This is a genomic window from Streptomyces sp. NPDC007025 (assembly GCF_042869455.1).
GTDB lineage: Bacteria > Actinomycetota > Actinomycetes > Streptomycetales > Streptomycetaceae > Streptomyces.
The window spans coordinates 129165-144309 of sequence record NZ_JBIAFT010000002.1; the positions used below are offsets into that span (position 1 = coordinate 129165).

The window sequence follows — 15145 nt, forward strand, 5'->3', positions numbered from 1 at the left end:
CGACCGGGACCCGGTGCTCCGGCCGACCGCCCGGCGGGGTGCTGCCGGACCCGCCCCGAGGCCGGTCCGGCAGCACCCGGCGGCAGTTCAGAGCGCGGAGAGCTCCGCCACCAGGTCGTCGAGGCCGAGGGAGCCCTGTGAGAGGGCCGCCATGTGCCAGGCCTTGGCGTCGAAGGCGGTGCCGTGCGCGCGCTGTGCGGCCGCACGGCCCTCCAGCCAGGCGCGCTCCCCCAGCTTGTAGCCGATGGCCTGCCCCGGCATCCCCAGGTAGCGCACCAGCTCGCTCTCCACGAAGTCCGCGGGGCGCCCGCTGTGCATGCCGAAGAACTCCTGGGCCAGTTCCGGGGTCCACCGCTCGCCCGGGTGGAAGGGCGAGTCGGCGGGGATCTCCAGCTCCAGGTGCATGCCGATGTCGACGATCACCCGGGTGGAGCGCATCATCTGCGCGTCCAGATAGCCCAGCCGCCGCTCCGGCGTGGTCAGGAAGCCCAGCTCGTCCATGAGCCGCTCGGCGTACAGCGCCCAGCCCTCGGCGTTGGCGCTGACCATGCCCACGGTCGTCTGGTAGCGCGAGAGCTTGTCGGCGACGTACGTCCACTGCGCGAGCTGCAGATGGTGTCCGGGTACGCCTTCGTGGTACCAGGTGGTGACCAGGTCGTAGACCGGGAACCGGGTCTCGCCCATGGTCGGCAGCCAGGTGCGGCCCGGCCGGGAGAAGTCCAGCGACGGCTGGGTGTAGTACGGCGCCGCCGCGCTGCCGGGCGGGGCGATCCGGGCCTCCACCCGGCGTACCGGCTCGGCGAGTTCGAAATGGGTGCCGTCCAGCTCCGCGATGGCCTCGTCCATCAGCGCCTGGAGCCACTCGCGGACCTCGTCGACGCCTTCCACGGCCTCGCCGTGGGTGTCCAGGTGGCGCAGCGCCTCCCAGGGGGTCCGGGCGCCGGGCAGGATCCTCTCCGCCTCGGTGCGCATCTCGGCCAGCAACCGGTGGAACTCCTGCCAGCCGTACCGGTAGGACTCCTCCAGGTCCAGGTCCGCGCCGTTCCAGTAGCGCGCCCAGCGCGCGTACCGCTCGCGGCCCACCGTCTCCGGTGTTCCGGCGACACCCGGCGCGTACACGTCCCGCAGCCAGTCGCGCAGTTCCGTGACGGCGCGGGTGGCCTCGGCGGCGGCCTCGCCCAGTTCCGGCCGGAGGCTGTCGGGGCAGCCGCCGGCGAACTCCGCGAACCAGCCCCGGTCGTCCTCCGCGTCCTTCTCGCCCAGCCACTGCGCGAGCTGCTCCAGCACGGTGGCGACCTGGCGGGGGCCGGCGTACAGCTTCCGGGCCAGTCCCTCGTCCAGCGAGGCCCGGTATCCGTCGAGCGCGACCGGCATCGCCCGCATCCGGGCGGCGACCGCCTTCCAGTCCTCCTCCGTCTCGGAGGGCATCACCGTGAAGATGCCGCGCACCGCGTGCAGCGGCGAGTTGAGGTTGCTGACGGCGCGCAGCCCCTCGCCGGCCTCGTGGACGGCCAGCTCGGCGGTGAGCCGTTCGCGGAGCAGCCGGGCGCAGCGCCGCTCCTCGTCACTCTCGGCGCCCGGTCGGGCCTCCGCCGCGGCCAGCTCCTCCAGGGTGGTGCGGTTCAGGACGGCCGTCGCCTCCTGACCGGCGGGGGAGAAGTCCGGCAGCCTGCCGTGGCACTCGGGCACCCCGAGGTAGGTGCCGGTGAGCGGGTCGAGTTCGACGAGTGCGTCGACGTAGGTGTCTGCCACCTGGCGGGGCAGGGGGCCGGGGGTCGCTGTGTTGATCGCATCGGACATGGGCCCATCCTCGTACGCCGGTACCTCTTCCGTCAGCACCGGGCAGACGCGGGTGGGGCGCGAGGCCCGGGGCCCGGGCGCGGTCGCCGGGCCTCCGCGCCCGGTCGGGGCCGGGGCCGGGGCTCAGCGGGGCGTGACCGCGGCCGGCGCCAGGGCCGCGGTCACCACCAGCGTGCCCTCCTCGATCTGGTAGTCCAGCGGCAGCCCCAGCCCCCGCATCACCGCGACCATGCCGGTGTTGGAGGACCGGGTCACCGCGTAGACGCTCTCGCACCGGGCTTCGCGGGCCATGTCGGTCAGCCGCCGCAGCAGGGCGGCGCCGAGGCCCCGGCGCTGCCAGGCGTCCTCGACCAGCAGGGCCGCCTCGGTCTCGTCGCCGTCCCACAGCAGGTGTCCGAGGGCCACCAGTTCGCCCGCGGGCGACTCCACGGCCAGGGTGCGGCCGAACCGGGGGGAGAGCAGGTGCCGCAGATAGCGGTCGGCGCCCTTGACGGGGCCGTGGTACCGCTGGGTGAGTGTCTGCTTCGAGCAGCGGGCGTGCATGGCCAGCGCGGCCTCCAAGTCGCCCTCGCCGGCGCGGCGGATGGTGACGGCCCGGCCGCCGGGCAGCGTCAGCGCGTGCCGTTCCCCCGGCGTTCGGCGCCCCAGCCGGGCATCCAGCTCCACCAGCGCGTGGGCCCGCGCGAACTCGGTGGGGGTGAAGGGCACATGGTGCCGTTCCACGACGATCTCTCCTCCGGCAGGGTCGGGCAGGCGCAGCAGCGTACCCTCCACCGCCCCTTCCGCGGGTGTGTCGCCGGGGATCGAGCGGATCGAGCAGCGACCCAGCAGCGCCCTCAGGGCCAGCGGGAGTTCGGCCGTGTCCAGGGCCGCCCTGGTGGCCAGGTTGAGCACCCGGGCCGGGGTGTCCACCAGGTCGTGCGCGTCGGCCCGCTCCACCCAGGTGTCGGTGCCGCCCGCTTCGCGGAGCAGCCGGGCCAGCTCCTGCGGCTCCACCGCGTCGGATGTGCGCAGCAGGAACTCGTCCACCGTGCGGTCGCCGAGCGGGTGTGTCTGGAGCGTGAGGATGTCGACGCCGCCCGCCGCCAGGGCGCCGCAGATCCGGGCGAGCGTGCCGGGTTCGTCCCGCACGGTCGTGCGCACCCGCCACAGCGCGGTGGCGCTGCCGGGGGTCCGCCGCACCGCCGCCGCGGCGCCCCGCAGCCCCCGTACACCGCGGCCGGGCCGGACGCGCCACGCCCGCAGACCGCGCCGTGCGGCCGACGCCGCGCGCCGTCGGCGGCGCGCGGCGCCGCCGGTCGTGGTGTCCGTCTTCTTCGCGGCAGGGTCATCAGCCATGCGAACACCTTCGCGGGGCGTCGTTGCCTGACCACGAACGACATATGACAGGTGCGTAAAAAGAGCGCCTGCCGAGCAAACGTCCTATTTGCGGCAGGCGGCGCGGTCCCTCCCGGCACCCCCCGGTCCGGAGCGCCCCGGGAGTGCCGTGGCCCTCGGAGCCGACCCCGCGGAGCGGCCCCGGTCACTCCCGGGCCAGCCTGCGCAGCACCTGTCCGCACCGGAGTGCGTAGCCCCGCTGCAGCACCGGCAGCACGGGCCCCGCCGCTCGCGTCCACCACACCGCGGGCACGCTGTAGGCACGCACGGTCAGCCGGACGGCGCCGTCGGGCGCGTGTTCGACCACAAAGGCCTCCTCGCCGCGCTGCGGGTGGCCCGGCAGTGTCCCGTACGCCCATCCGGCGCGCCGCTCCTCCTCGGTGGCCCACACCACCCGGCACGGTCCGCCCACCCGCAGCGCTCCCACCCCCAGACCGACCGTCACCCGCACCCCGGGTGCGGCGCGGTCGGCCTCCGCCTCGACGCGGACGCCCATCGCACGGTGCATGCGCCATTCCAGCAGCGCTCGCGCGGCCGCCGCGAAGACGGCCCCGCCGGTGCCCAGCGGGATGCGGACTCGCAGTGCGCGGAAACCGGGCGGGGTCACGCCGTACGCGGTACGGCCGACCGGCGTGTAGCTGTACTCGGCATCCGGTGCCGTCACCGCGTCACCCGGCCCGGTTCACTGGCCCACCCGGCCCGGCCGGAGCGTCTTGGTGAACAGCACCGCGCCGCTCTCCTCGCGCAGCCGCACGGTGAGCTCCCCCGTGGAGCCGTCGATGTCCACCTGCCCGAAGTGCTGCCCGCCCTCGCTCGGCGGGGTGTTGGCGCGCTCGGGAGCCCGGATGAACCGCTGCTCGGGCCCGAAGGTGCCGTCCAGCTTCAGCGCCCCGAACCCGCCCGCGTTCAGCGGCCCGGAGACGAACTCCCAGAACGGGGCGAAGTCCGCGAACGCGGCGCGGCCGGGGTCGTACCGCTGTGCGCTGGTGTAGTGCACGTCCGTGGTGAGCCACACCGTGCCGGTGACGCGATGGTGCTTGATGTGCCGCAGCAGTTCGGCGATCTGCAGCTCCCGGCCCAGCGGGGCGCCCGGATCGCCCTGTGCGACGGCTTCGTAGTCGGTGCCACCGTCCGGTACGACAAGGCCCAGCGGCATGTCCGAGGCGATCACCTTCCACACCGCGCGCGAGCGCGACAGCTCCCGCTTGAGCCACCGCAACTGCCGCTCGCCCAGAATGCCCTGGCGGTCGTCGGGGCTGCGGCCGGGCGAGTTCGCGTTCCGGTAGGCCCGCATGTCCAGCACGAACACGTCCAGCAGCGGACCGTGCCGCACCACCCGGTGGACGCGCCCGTCCTCGTCACCGGGCGGCAGGGTGCCGACCGGGAAGTACTCGCCGAAGGCCCGCAGCGAGCGCCCCGCGAGAGTGGAGACGTCCTTCTCGGTGTACCGGTCGTCGTCCAGGATCTCCCCCGGGTACCAGTTGTTGAGCACCTCGTGGTCGTCCCACTGCACGATCGAGGGAACCTGTGCGTTGAACCGGCGCAGGTTCCGGGCCAGCAGGTTGTAGCGGAAGTTGCCGCGGAACTCCGCCAGTGTCTCGGCCACCTTGGACTTCTCCTCAGTGGTGACGTTCCGCCAGATGCTGCCGTCCGGCAGCTCCACCCGCTCCTGGATGGGGGAGTCGGCGTAGATCGTGTCGCCGCTGTTGAGGAAGAAGTCCGGATCCAGCCGCCGCATCCGGTCGAAGATCGGATATCCGCCCCGGTCGGGGTTGATGCCCCAGCCCTGCCCGGCCAGGTCGCCCGACCACAGGAAGCGCACATCGCGCCGGCGCCCCGGGGCCGTACGGAAGGTCCCGTGCACCGGCCGGCCCGCGCGCCGCGGATCATCCGGGTCGGCCAGCAGCACCCGGTAGTGGATCTGCTCGCCCGCGGGCAGCCCGTGCAGTGCGGTGCGTCCGGTGAAGTCGGTCTCCGGTCCCACCACCGGACCGAGCCACCGCCTCGGGTTGCGGAAGCTCTCGGTCGCGGCCGTCTCCACCACCATCCGCGCCCGGCGGTCCGCGCGCACCCACACCAGACCGGAGGACGCCGTCACGTCGCCCGCCTGCACACCCCAGTCCGCGGACGGCCTGCCGCGCCGCGCCTGCGCGGGGGCGGCGGCGCCGAGCAGCGGCAGCGACAGCGCCGCGCCCGCGCCCGCCGTGCCCCGCAGCACGGCCCGCCGTGCGGGGCGACTGCCGGTCGGATCGTCCTGTGCCATGTGCCGGCCTCCTCGAGAGGTGTGAGTGTGCGCCTTCGGAGCGTGGGAGGGAGACGGCCCCGGCCGCGGCGCGGAGGACCACTCGCGCGCCGGAGATCGGCCGCGGCGCCGCACGCCGCCCGTCACTCCCGCGAGCTGTATCCCGTTCCCCTGGTGTGTCTGCTCCCTCCGCGTGCCGTGCATCCGAAGCCCCAGTGAACACCGGTGCCACACCGGACAGAAGAGGCGGCACGCGACTGCGTGTGTCCGACCGCTCACCGCGGCCTAGGATTGCCGCTTCACGGACAACTCCACCCGCATCCCGCCCGACCCGTTACGCGCCGGCCCAGGAGGCCCGATGACCACCAGCCGTACGCCTGCCGACCTTCGTGCGGACATCCGTGCGAGCGGCCTGGCCCCGCACGGCCCCGAGCGCGTCGCCCGCGCCGAGGAGTTGGTCGCGCAGGCCGAGGCGGCCGCTGAGGCGGGCACCCGGGAGGGCCGGGCCGCCCTGGGCGCGGCGCTGCTCCACCTGGCCGCCAGCCGCACCTTCGGGACCGCGGCTCGCACCACGTCCGTCCCCGTCGCACGGGCACTGCGGCTGCGGGACGAGGACCCGGAGGCGTTCGACCCCGAGGACGCCTTCGCGCTGCTGTGGTCGCTCCGCTGGGCCGTGGCGGACCTGGTCGGCGACCCGGCGGTCCCGGTGGCGGAGATCGAGGAGTGGCTCGCGCTGCAGGCCCGCGAGCACGACCGCGCCGGGCTGTCCCGGCGCGCCGTGTACGCACGCGAGTTCCTGGTCGCGCAGTGGTTCGGCGACCGGCAGCGGGCCGCGCGCGCCTACAGCGCCTGGCTGGAGGCGGAACGCGACCGCAGCGCCGACTGTGCGGGCTGCGAACTGGCCTGGCGCGGCCGCGCGTACGCCGTGCGCGCCGAGGAGGCCGAGGCCGTGGCACCGGGCGGCGGAGCGGCCCAGGACGAGGCGGCACTGCGGATGTGGGAACCGGTGCTGCGCGGCGAGTACGCCTGCGCTGACCGGCGCCCCTACCTGCTGGCCGCCTCGCTGGGGCCGCTGCTGCGCCTCGGCCGCGCCGCGGAGGCGCGGAGCCGGCATCTCGCGGGCTGCCTGCTGGTCCGGGAGGCGCCGACCGGGCGCGGCGCACTCGCCCGGCACCTGGAGTTCTGCGCCCGGACCGGCAATGAGTCGCGCGGGCTGGAGATCCTCGCCGGGCAGGACGGGGAGCGCTGGGAGGAGCAGCAGGACGCGCCCGGCCACCAGATGTGGATGTCCGCCGTCGCCCTGCTGATGCGGCGGCTCGCCGAGCTGGGGCACGCCGCCCTCCCGGTCCCCGGCCCTCCGGGACGGGACTGGAGCGCGGCGGCACTGTTCGAGTACGCCGCCGCGCAGGCCCTGGACACGGCGCAACGCTTCGACCGGCGGGCCGGCACCAGTGGGCACCGCGCGGCGGTGCGCCGCCGCATCGATGCGCGGCCACTGGTCCCGCACCTGCCGCTGGGGATCGGCGCCGTCACGTTCCCCGCGCCGAGCGCGGCCCCCGTGGCGCCGGGCGGGCCGGAGTCCGGTGCGGGAAGCGGGGCGGAGAGCGGGGAGCGCGCGGGCGGAGCGACCGGTAGCCGGCCGGATACGGGACGCGGAACCGAGTCCCGGCCGCAGGCCGGTGCGGGGTCCGGAGCCGGTTCGCCGGACGCGCAGCGGCTGCTGGCCCGGGCGCGGCGGCTGAGCGCCGTCGGCCACCCGGAGGCGGCCGCGCGGTGGACCGCGGCCGGCGACGCCGTCGCCCGTACGGGGGCGCGGCTCGACCAGGCGTCGCGGGCCGAACTCCTCGACCACCGGTCCGAGGCGGCGGCCCGCACCGATCCGGCGGCCGGTGCCGCCGGATTCGCGGAGGCCGCCAGTCTCTTCGCCGGGGCCGACCTGCCCGGTGAAGCCCTCGCGTGCCGGGCGCGGGCCGCTTCCGCCGCCTCCTGCGCCCCCGAGGGGGCAGCCGTGCCGCCCGAGTCCCTCGACGCGCTGTGCGCCGAGGCCGAGCATCTGCACGCCGCGGGGCGCATCGGCGCCCGGCACGCCCTCGCCGTGCTGCTGACCCGGGCCCGGCTGCGCGCGCACGAGCTGGGCGGGCCGCAGGACGGCGGGGGAGACGAGGGCGGCACCCCCTTCGACGCGGCCAACCGCGCCAACCGGCCGCCGACGGCCGACGCGGAGTACGCCGCCGGACCGGCGCGTACGGAGGACCGGGCCGACCTGCTGGGCCCGGGGACCGACGCGCTCGACGAGGAGCTGGCCGGCCTGGTCGCGTTCGCGCTGCCGTACCGCGAGGAGCCCGCGGTACGGGCCGGGATCGCCGAGGCCGTCGAGATCCGGGGGACGCTGGCGGCCCGGCGCGGCGACGCGGTGCGCGCGGGTGAGCTGCTGGCCGAGTCCGCCGACCTCTTCCACGAGGCGGGCCGCCCCTGGTCCGCCACCGGGCCGGAACTGGCTCTCGCCCGGCTGCTGATGGAGACCGGCGACCACAAGCGCGCCGCCGAGGTACTGCGCGGCGCCCTGCAGGACCGGCCGGGCGCTGCCGCCCGTCCGTCCGCCGAACTCGCGCGCCTCCACCTGCTGCACGCCGACGTGCACGCGGCCCAGGGCCTGCTGGCCGAGGAGGCCGAATCGCTCCGGCACGCGGCGCACGCGCTGGCGGGTTCGGGCAGCGCCGCGGAGGCCACCCGGGCCGGTCTGCGGCTCGGCGGCTGCCTGCTCGTCCTGGAGGAGACCGACGAGGCGGCCGCCGTCCTGGTCGAGGCCCTCGGCGGCCTGCTGGAGCGCGACGACGAACCGGGCATCGTGCAGGCGTGCGTCTGGCTCGGCCAGTCCTGCACCCGCCCCGAGCAGCTGCGGGCCGCCGCCGGGCTGCTCCGCGGCGCGGCCGAGCTGCCGCACCGGTGGCGGGACCGGCACGGGTGCGCCGTCGTCACCCACCTGGCGGCCGACACCCACCGTGCCTGCGGCCGGCACACCGCGGCGGGCGAGCTGTACGGCCGGGCCGAGGAGCTGTGGCGGGAGCTGGGCGATCCGCATGCGGTGATCCGTACGCTGCACGCCCGGGGCTGGCTGGCCATGGAGTCGGGTGCGCCGGTCGAGGAGGCGCTGGGGTTCATGGCCGCGGCACGGGAGGAGATCGCCCGGGTGCTGCGCTCCGAGGAGGGCCCCCGGGACGAGGAGCAGCGCCTCCGGCTCCGTCTGGAGGTCGGCCACACCTACCGGCAGACGGCCGAACTGCTGGTCGAGCCGATGCCGGTGCCGGCTCCCGGCGAGCCGGGTGCCTCCGCGGTGGACTGCTACGCCCGGGGCATCGAGTACGCCGAGCGTGCCGTGGCCGCCTTCCACTCCTGCGGCGAGGCCGGCCTGCACGAGGCGACGAGCGCGGAGCTGCGGGCTGCCGCGCTCGAGGTGGACCTGGGCCGCTACGACCAGGCCGTCACCCGGCTCACCCGGGTGCGGGCCGCTTACCCGGCCGGGCGCCCCGATCCGCACGGGACCGTCGCCGAGCGGGTCAGCGAGGCGGGCGCGCTGGAGTTGCGCATCGAGACGGCCCTGAGCTGACGGTCTCCACCGGACCCGCGGAGGCGCGGGTCCGGCTGCCCCGGACCGATCCGACGGCCGCGCGCCGGGGCTCAGACGCGGGTGCGATCCGTTCCCGGCCGCGCGTCCGCGTGCCGGGCCGTGTCCAGGACGATGCGGGCGACGGTGGCGGGGTCGTCGTTCATCGGTACGTGGCCGCAGTCGCGCAGCCGCACCAGGCGGGCGCCGGGCATCGCGCGCTTGGCGCGGACGCCCTGGCGGCGCAGCAGCAGCCGGTCCCGGTCGCCCCAGCCGATCGTCACCGGCAGGTCCCCGAGGTCCTGGTCGAAGCGCGCCCCGGGGCGGCGGCCCTCCGCCAGTACCGGGGCGAAGCCCGCCGCCTGCCGCAGGGCGCGGGTCTCGGCCACCACGGCGTCGGCCGGACGCCGCCCGGGGCGGGCGTAGATGGTGCTGGTCAGGGCGGCGCGCCCGGCAGAGGTGCGGGCCAGTGTCTCCAGTACCGGGTCGGGCAGGGCCCGCGCCCCGGCCCGCATTCCGCGCAGCACCCCGTAGGCGTACAGCCGCTCGGGGCGGGTGAAGAAGCCCGCGGGCGAGAGGGCGGTGACCGAACGCGCCGCGCCGTGCAGGCCAAGCCCCAGGGCCAGCAGTCCGCCGAGCGAGTTGCCCACCACGTGGGGGCGTTCGACTCCCAGGGCCGTGCAGGTCGCGGCGAGCAGCGGCACCACACGGCGCAGCCCGTAGGAGGCGTCGTCCGGCAGTGGCTGGGAGGCGCCGAAGCCGGGCAGGTCGAGGGCGATCACGTCGTGGCTTGCCGCGAGCACCGACAGCACCGGCTCCCAGGCCTGCCAGTGGTGGCCGATGCCGTGCAGCAGCAGCATCGGCTCGCCCGAGCCGCGCCGTTCGTAGGCCATCTCGACCGGTGGCCCTCCGGCCACCGGGACCTCGACCACGGAGGCGGAGGTGCCTGCGGGTGTCTGCGGGGTGAAGACGGCGGGCATGGCCACTCCTGGGGTTCCTGCGGTGCTGCGCGGCATGTCGGCGGCACGGTGCTCCGTCCCGGGGGCGGGCGTCGCCGCTGCGACTGGTTGACACGATGTCAGCAAGCTTCCGTCCAGGGAAGCCCCGTGTGCCGTGCGGATCAGCCTTCGGTGGCATGATGGCGCGGTGACCGCTGATGCGACCGAGGTCTTCGAGCAGCACCGCCCGGTACTCGAAGGCGTGGCCTACCGGATGCTGGGCCGGGTGGCCGATGCCGAGGACGTGGTGCAGGAGGCGTGGCTGCGGTGGGCGGCGGCCGACCGTGCGCAGGTGCGCGAGCCGCGCGGGTACCTCGTGCGCGTCACCACCCGGCTGGCGATCGACCGGCTCCGTCAGGTGCAGTCCCGACGCGAGGCCTATGTCGGTTCCTGGCTGCCCGAGCCGGTGCTCACCGGCCCGGGCCCGGCCGCGGCGGGCCCGGACGGCGCCGAGCGCGCGATGCTGGCCGAGTCGGTCTCGCTGGCGGTACTGGTGGTGCTGGAGTCCCTCTCGCCCCTGGAACGCGCGGTGTTCGTGCTGCGCGAGGCCTTCGGCTTCCCCTACGCGGAGATCGCCGGGACGCTGGAGCGGAGCGAGGCGGCCGTGCGTCAGCTCGCCGGGCGGGCCCGGCAGCATGTGGCCGAGCGCAGGCCGCGCTTCGAGGTCGACCCCGCGCTCCGCCGGGAGCTGACCGAGCGGTTCCTGAAGGCCGCGGCCGAAGGCGATGTGCGGGGACTGGTCTCGGTGCTCGCGCCGGATGCGCGGCTCGTCTCCGACAGCGGAGGGGCGGCCAAGGCGCCGCGCCGGGTCGTGGTCGGTGCCGACCGGATCAGCAGGTTCCTGGCCGCCGTCGCCCCGGAGGGCGTGCGGGACCCGGCGCTCGGGGTCAGCTTCCTGGAGATCAACGGCGGTCCGGCCGTGCTGCTGACCGCCGCCGGACGGCCGGACACGGTCTTCTCCCTGGAGGTGGCGGGCGGACTGGTGCGGACCGTCCACCTGATCCGCAACCCCGCCAAGCTCGCCCACCTGGCGGGAGCGGGCGAGGGGCCCGGCCTCAGAGGCCGCCTGCGGCTCTGAGGACCGCGCCCGAGACGTAGGACGCCTCGTCGGAGAGCAGCCAGGCGACGGCGTCGGCGATCTCCTCCGGTTCCCCGGGGCGCCGGGCCGGGGTGATCTCCGCCTTCTTCCACGCCCGGTCCGGGTCGCCCATCCGTGCGTGCATCTCGGTGAGGACCGACCCCGGCTGCACGCAGTTGACCCGTACGCCCTCGCCGGTGAACTCCTTGGCCAGGCCCACCGTCATGGCGTCGACCGCGGCCTTCGACGCCGCGTAGTGCACGTACTCGCCGGGGGAGCCGAGAGTGGCGGCGCAGGAGGAGATGTTCACGATTCCGCCGCCCTGCCCGCCGTGGGCCGTGGACATCTCCCGCAGGGCGCGCCGCGCGCACAGCAGTGCCCCCGTCACGTTGACGTCCACGACGCGCCGCATCACCTCGGGTGAGGTCTCGGTGAACCGGCCGAGCGGTCCGGAGACACCGGCGTTGTTGACCAGTCCGGTCAGGGGGCCGAGGGCGTCCTGCACGGTGTCGAACAGGTGGTCCACCGCGTGCGGGTCGCCGGTGTCGGCCCGGACGGTGACGGCCTCGCGCCCGGCGGCCCGGACGGCCTCCGCGGTGCGGGTGGCCGCTTCCTCGTCGGCCACGTAGTTGACGCCGATGTGATGGCCGTCCCGGGCGAGCCGCAGTGCCGTGGCGGCCCCGATGCCGCGTCCGGCGCCGGTGACGAGGGTGACACGCCGCAGCGCGGCGGGGGTGTGGGGGCGCGGCATGGGGTCCTCCGGACATCGGCGGCCGACAGTGATCGATGATCGATCATTGCAGTGGGTTCCGGCGGGCGGCAAGGGTCCGCCCCCCGGGGCATTGGTCTTGACCAAGGGTGGGGGGCGTCCTAGGGTCGGTAGGCATACGCAAGGACCTTTAAAAAACAAGGACGCATAAACACCGGCCGCACACCGTCCGTCGGGTGTACGGGGATTGCGGAGGCAAGGGTGGGGACCACGCAGTTGGAGACGGTGCCGGAGCCGAAGTACTGGCATCTGAGGACGGTGCTCTCCGAGGCGCTCGACTCGGAGTTCGCGGTCGGCGAGATCTTGCCGAACGAACGCGAACTGGCCGCACGCTTCGGAGTCGCCCGCGCGACGCTCCGCCAGGCCCTGGAGCAGCTCGAGCTGGAAGGGCGCCTGCAGCGCCGGCGCGGCGTCGGCACCACGGTCGCACCGCCCCGGGTGGGCGTCGACGTCGGATCCGAGTCCGGTCCGCACACCTGGCCCGGCGCCCCGGGCGACGCCTGGCACGCCGAGGAGTACGCGGAGGGGCCGGCCCCCGCCGCGGTGGCCCGCACCCTCGGCGTGGCGGCCGACACGCCCGTGCACGCGGTGCTCCGCAGCCGGACGACCGGCGGCCAGCAGGTCGCCTCCGAGATGCTCTACGTCCCCACGGCCTCGCTCCCCCCCGTTCCCGCTGGCGACGGATCCCAGGCGGCGCGCGCCCGCACGGTGCTGCGCGAGCTGCACCGGCTCCCCTTCGGAGGGCAGGACCGCACGGTCGAGTTGGGTTCCGCACGGGCCGAGGACGCGCGCCGTCTCGACCGGCTGCCCGGCGCGCCCGTACTGGTCGTCACGACGCGCTATCTGTCCGACGGCGGCACCGCCGCGGTCTCCGTCGCGACCTACCGGGCAGACACCTGCCGGCTCTCCTTCAGCGACACGGACCCGGTACCGGCCCTGGCGAGCTGACCCGGCCGCCCGCCCGCGGGGCCGACGCCACCGCGAGTGCGGCGGTCAGCCGGCGGTCCCGCCCTCCACGGTGAACAGCTCGCTCTCCGTGTGGTCCAGGGCCACCCGCAGGGCCCCCGTCGCCACCGCCGTGTCGCCCAGCCGTGAGAGCGCCACCCGCGGCGGGCGCAGGCAGTAGCGCTCCAACTCGGCGCGCAGCGGGTCCAGCACCCCGTCCAGCCCGGAGGCCCAGCCGCCGACCACCAGCAGCTCCGGGTCCAGCGCCAGCACCAGGGCCGCCACATCGTGCACCAGCCGGGCGAGGAAGCGGTCCATGGCCCGGCGCGCCCGGCCGTCCCCCACCCGCGCCTCCGCGAACACCCGGGCCACGGCCGCCTCGTCGAGCGGATGCAGCGGCTCGTCCGTCGTGGACAGCAGCCGCTCGGGTGTGACCTCCCGGCCCAGCAGATGCAGCGCTCCGATCTCCCCGGCCGCTCCGCCGAAGCCCCGGTGCAGCCGGCCCCCGATCAGCGAGCCGGCCCCGGGGCTCAGCCCGGCCAGCACCATCACCACGTCGTCCACACCGCGTGCCGCACCCTTCCAGTGCTCGGCCAGCACCGCGGCGTTCGCGTCGTTCTCCACCAGCACCGGGCAGCGGAACGAGCGGCGCAGCCGCTCGCCCAGCGCGAGTCCCGTCCAGCCGGGCAGTGCCGTGCCCAGCCGCACCGTGCCGTCCGCCTCCACGATGCCCGGAGTGCCCACGCCGACCGCGCGCAGCGCGTCCCTGGCGGTGCCGGTGCGCCGTAGCAGCTCCGCGACGGTGCCCCGGATCCGCTCCAGCCGCGCCTCGGCCTCCGCCGCCTCGTCCACCTCGCGGGTCAGGGAGCCGGTGAGCCGGCCGGTCAGATCCGAGAGGACGGCCGCCACCCGGTGCGGCCCGATCTCCAGGCCCAGCAGCTGGCCCGCCTCCGCGCGGAACCGGAAGCTCCGCGCCGGGCGCCCGCGGCGCGCCGTGCCGCCCGATCGTGCCGCCGCGTCCGCGGCCTCGGCGACCAGCCCCGCCTCGATCAGATCCTCGACCACGCCCTCGACCGTGGGCCGGGACAACTCGGTGGCCCGCACCAGCTCGGTGAGGGTCAGCGTCGCCGGAGCCGTCGTCCCGCGCAGCGCCCGCAGCACCACCGTGGAGTTGATCCGCCGCAGCAGGGAGGGGTCCCGTCCGGTCAGCTTGCTCACGCTCCGCCTCCCTGCCTGTGCGTGTGGTGCGGATCGTAACCGCTGCGCGGGGACACGGCGAGCGGCGGCCGCACCGCGCCGACCGGCGGCCGCACCGCGGGGCGGCTCCCCCGTGCCGCGGACCCGCGGCGGCCCGCGGCGGCAGGGCCGCTCAACCGGCTGTCAGTGCCGGAAGATTGACTGTCCCTATGCACCTCGCGCACCACCTTGCCGCCCTCGGCCGTCTGCGGGCCGAACCCGCCGCCCGGACTGCCGTGTTACGTACCGCGGATCCGCACCCTGACGGCGACCCGGCCGAACTCCTGGAGGCCGAGCAGGAGATCCGCGCCGACCATGAAGCGCTGATCGTCCTGCTGTCCCGGCGGTGGGGCGAGCCGGAGACGGTCGACCTCGGCCCGCATCTGCTGGCCGCCGCGGAGGGCGCCGCACTGCCCGAGCCGGAGCGGACGGTGTGCTGGCGGGCCGCCGAACTGGCCGTGTGGACGGTGGGGGACCGCTGGGTGGGCGTCGGGCTGGCCCGGTGCGGCGAGGACATTCCGCTGCAGCTCCTGGCGGCCGCGGGGGAGCGGGGCAGGAGCGCACCGTCAGTCCTCGGCTGACGCCGCCCGCAGCTCGCCGAACTTCCCGGCCAGCGCGGACGGCGTGTAGTGCGCGTTGAGCCCGCTGGGATTGGGCAGCACCCACACCGGCACGCCGCCCACCCGCCGCTCCTGCGGCCCCACCGCAGCGCCCGGGTCGTCGAAGGCCGCGCGGTAGGCGGTGACGCCCAGCACCGCGAGCCACTTCGGCCGCAGCCGTGCCGCCTTCGCCTCCAGCAGCCGCCCGCCCTCGGCGAACTCCGCGCGGGTCAGCTCGTCGGCGCGCGCCGTGGCCCGGGCGACGACGTTGGTGATGCCCAGCCCGTAGGCGAGCAGCTCCCGCTCCTCCTCGGGGAGCAGCCGCCGCGGGGTGAACCCCGAGGCGTGCAGGGCGGGCCAGAACCGGTTGCCGGGGCGGGCGAAGTGGTGGCCGGTGGCGGCGGAGAGCAGCCCGGGGTTGATGCCGCAGAACAGCACCCGCAGCCCCTCGGCGGCCACGTCCGGCACCAGCTTCCCGCGGGCCGCCTCCAGCTCCC

The 15145-nt window shown here is 75.9% G+C and carries 12 protein-coding genes; 4 read left to right on the top strand and 8 right to left on the bottom strand.

What is annotated here, in order from left to right; translation table 11 throughout:
• Window positions 1-87: 87 nt before the first annotated feature.
• From ACFYMO_RS04205 to ACFYMO_RS04220, 4 genes are all read right to left on the bottom strand, one after another.
• The gene (locus ACFYMO_RS04205; protein ID WP_366773457.1) at window positions 88-1800 is read right to left on the bottom strand and encodes a DUF885 domain-containing protein; all 1713 of its coding nucleotides are present in this window, start codon (window positions 1798-1800) and stop codon (window positions 88-90) included.
• A 123-nt stretch (window positions 1801-1923) separates the two neighbouring features.
• Entirely contained in the window at window positions 1924-3138 is a 1215-nt protein-coding gene (locus ACFYMO_RS04210) for a GNAT family N-acetyltransferase (protein WP_388544137.1), read from the bottom strand.
• A gap of 184 nt (window positions 3139-3322) precedes the next feature.
• Window positions 3323-3841 carry a DUF1990 domain-containing protein gene (locus ACFYMO_RS04215; RefSeq protein WP_366773459.1) on the bottom strand — a complete coding sequence of 173 codons (519 nt, stop codon included), beginning with the start codon at window positions 3839-3841 and terminating at the stop codon, window positions 3323-3325.
• A gap of 18 nt (window positions 3842-3859) precedes the next feature.
• Complete coding sequence (locus ACFYMO_RS04220; RefSeq protein WP_366773460.1) at window positions 3860-5440, bottom strand: alkaline phosphatase D family protein; 1581 nt, start codon at window positions 5438-5440, stop codon at window positions 3860-3862.
• Between the two features lie 337 nt (window positions 5441-5777).
• On the opposite strand from ACFYMO_RS04220, the gene ACFYMO_RS04225 reads away from it, so the two are divergent.
• Entirely contained in the window at window positions 5778-9026 is a 3249-nt protein-coding gene (locus tag ACFYMO_RS04225; RefSeq protein ID WP_366773461.1) for a hypothetical protein, read from the top strand.
• Window positions 9027-9097: 71 nt separating this feature from the next.
• Here ACFYMO_RS04225 and ACFYMO_RS04230 read toward each other — a convergent pair whose 3' ends face one another.
• A complete protein-coding gene (locus ACFYMO_RS04230) occupies window positions 9098-10003 on the bottom strand; it encodes an alpha/beta fold hydrolase (RefSeq protein WP_366773462.1) in 906 nt (301 codons plus the stop codon).
• A gap of 166 nt (window positions 10004-10169) precedes the next feature.
• Between ACFYMO_RS04230 and ACFYMO_RS04235 the strand changes: the two genes are divergently transcribed.
• Window positions 10170-11099 (top strand): RNA polymerase sigma-70 factor, encoded by a 930-nt coding sequence (locus ACFYMO_RS04235; RefSeq protein WP_366773463.1) that lies wholly within the window; start codon window positions 10170-10172, stop codon window positions 11097-11099.
• On the opposite strand, the gene ACFYMO_RS04240 is transcribed toward ACFYMO_RS04235, so the two are convergent.
• Window positions 11077-11850 carry an SDR family oxidoreductase gene (locus tag ACFYMO_RS04240; protein ID WP_366773464.1) on the bottom strand — a complete coding sequence of 258 codons (774 nt, stop codon included), beginning with the start codon at window positions 11848-11850 and terminating at the stop codon, window positions 11077-11079. The genes ACFYMO_RS04235 and ACFYMO_RS04240 overlap by 23 nt on opposite strands.
• Before the next feature lie 219 nt (window positions 11851-12069).
• Between ACFYMO_RS04240 and ACFYMO_RS04245 the strand changes: the two genes are divergently transcribed.
• Window positions 12070-12816, top strand: a complete 747-nt coding sequence (locus ACFYMO_RS04245) for a GntR family transcriptional regulator (RefSeq protein ID WP_366773465.1) — start codon at window positions 12070-12072, stop codon at window positions 12814-12816.
• A gap of 45 nt (window positions 12817-12861) precedes the next feature.
• Here the strand turns inward: ACFYMO_RS04245 and ACFYMO_RS04250 are convergent, their stop codons facing one another.
• Window positions 12862-14031, bottom strand: coding sequence for an ROK family protein (locus ACFYMO_RS04250; RefSeq protein WP_366773466.1), 1170 nt, complete (start codon window positions 14029-14031; stop codon window positions 12862-12864).
• Between the two features lie 254 nt (window positions 14032-14285).
• Between ACFYMO_RS04250 and ACFYMO_RS04255 the strand changes: the two genes are divergently transcribed.
• Complete coding sequence (locus tag ACFYMO_RS04255; protein WP_388544143.1) at window positions 14286-14630, top strand: hypothetical protein; 345 nt, start codon at window positions 14286-14288, stop codon at window positions 14628-14630.
• On the opposite strand, the gene mug is transcribed toward ACFYMO_RS04255, so the two are convergent.
• Window positions 14616-15116: a G/U mismatch-specific DNA glycosylase gene (gene mug / locus ACFYMO_RS04260; protein WP_366773468.1), complete on the bottom strand. Its 501-nt coding sequence runs from the start codon at window positions 15114-15116 to the stop codon at window positions 14616-14618. The two genes, ACFYMO_RS04255 and mug, sit on opposite strands and share 15 nt — an antisense overlap.
• Window positions 15117-15145: the final 29 nt, after the last annotated feature.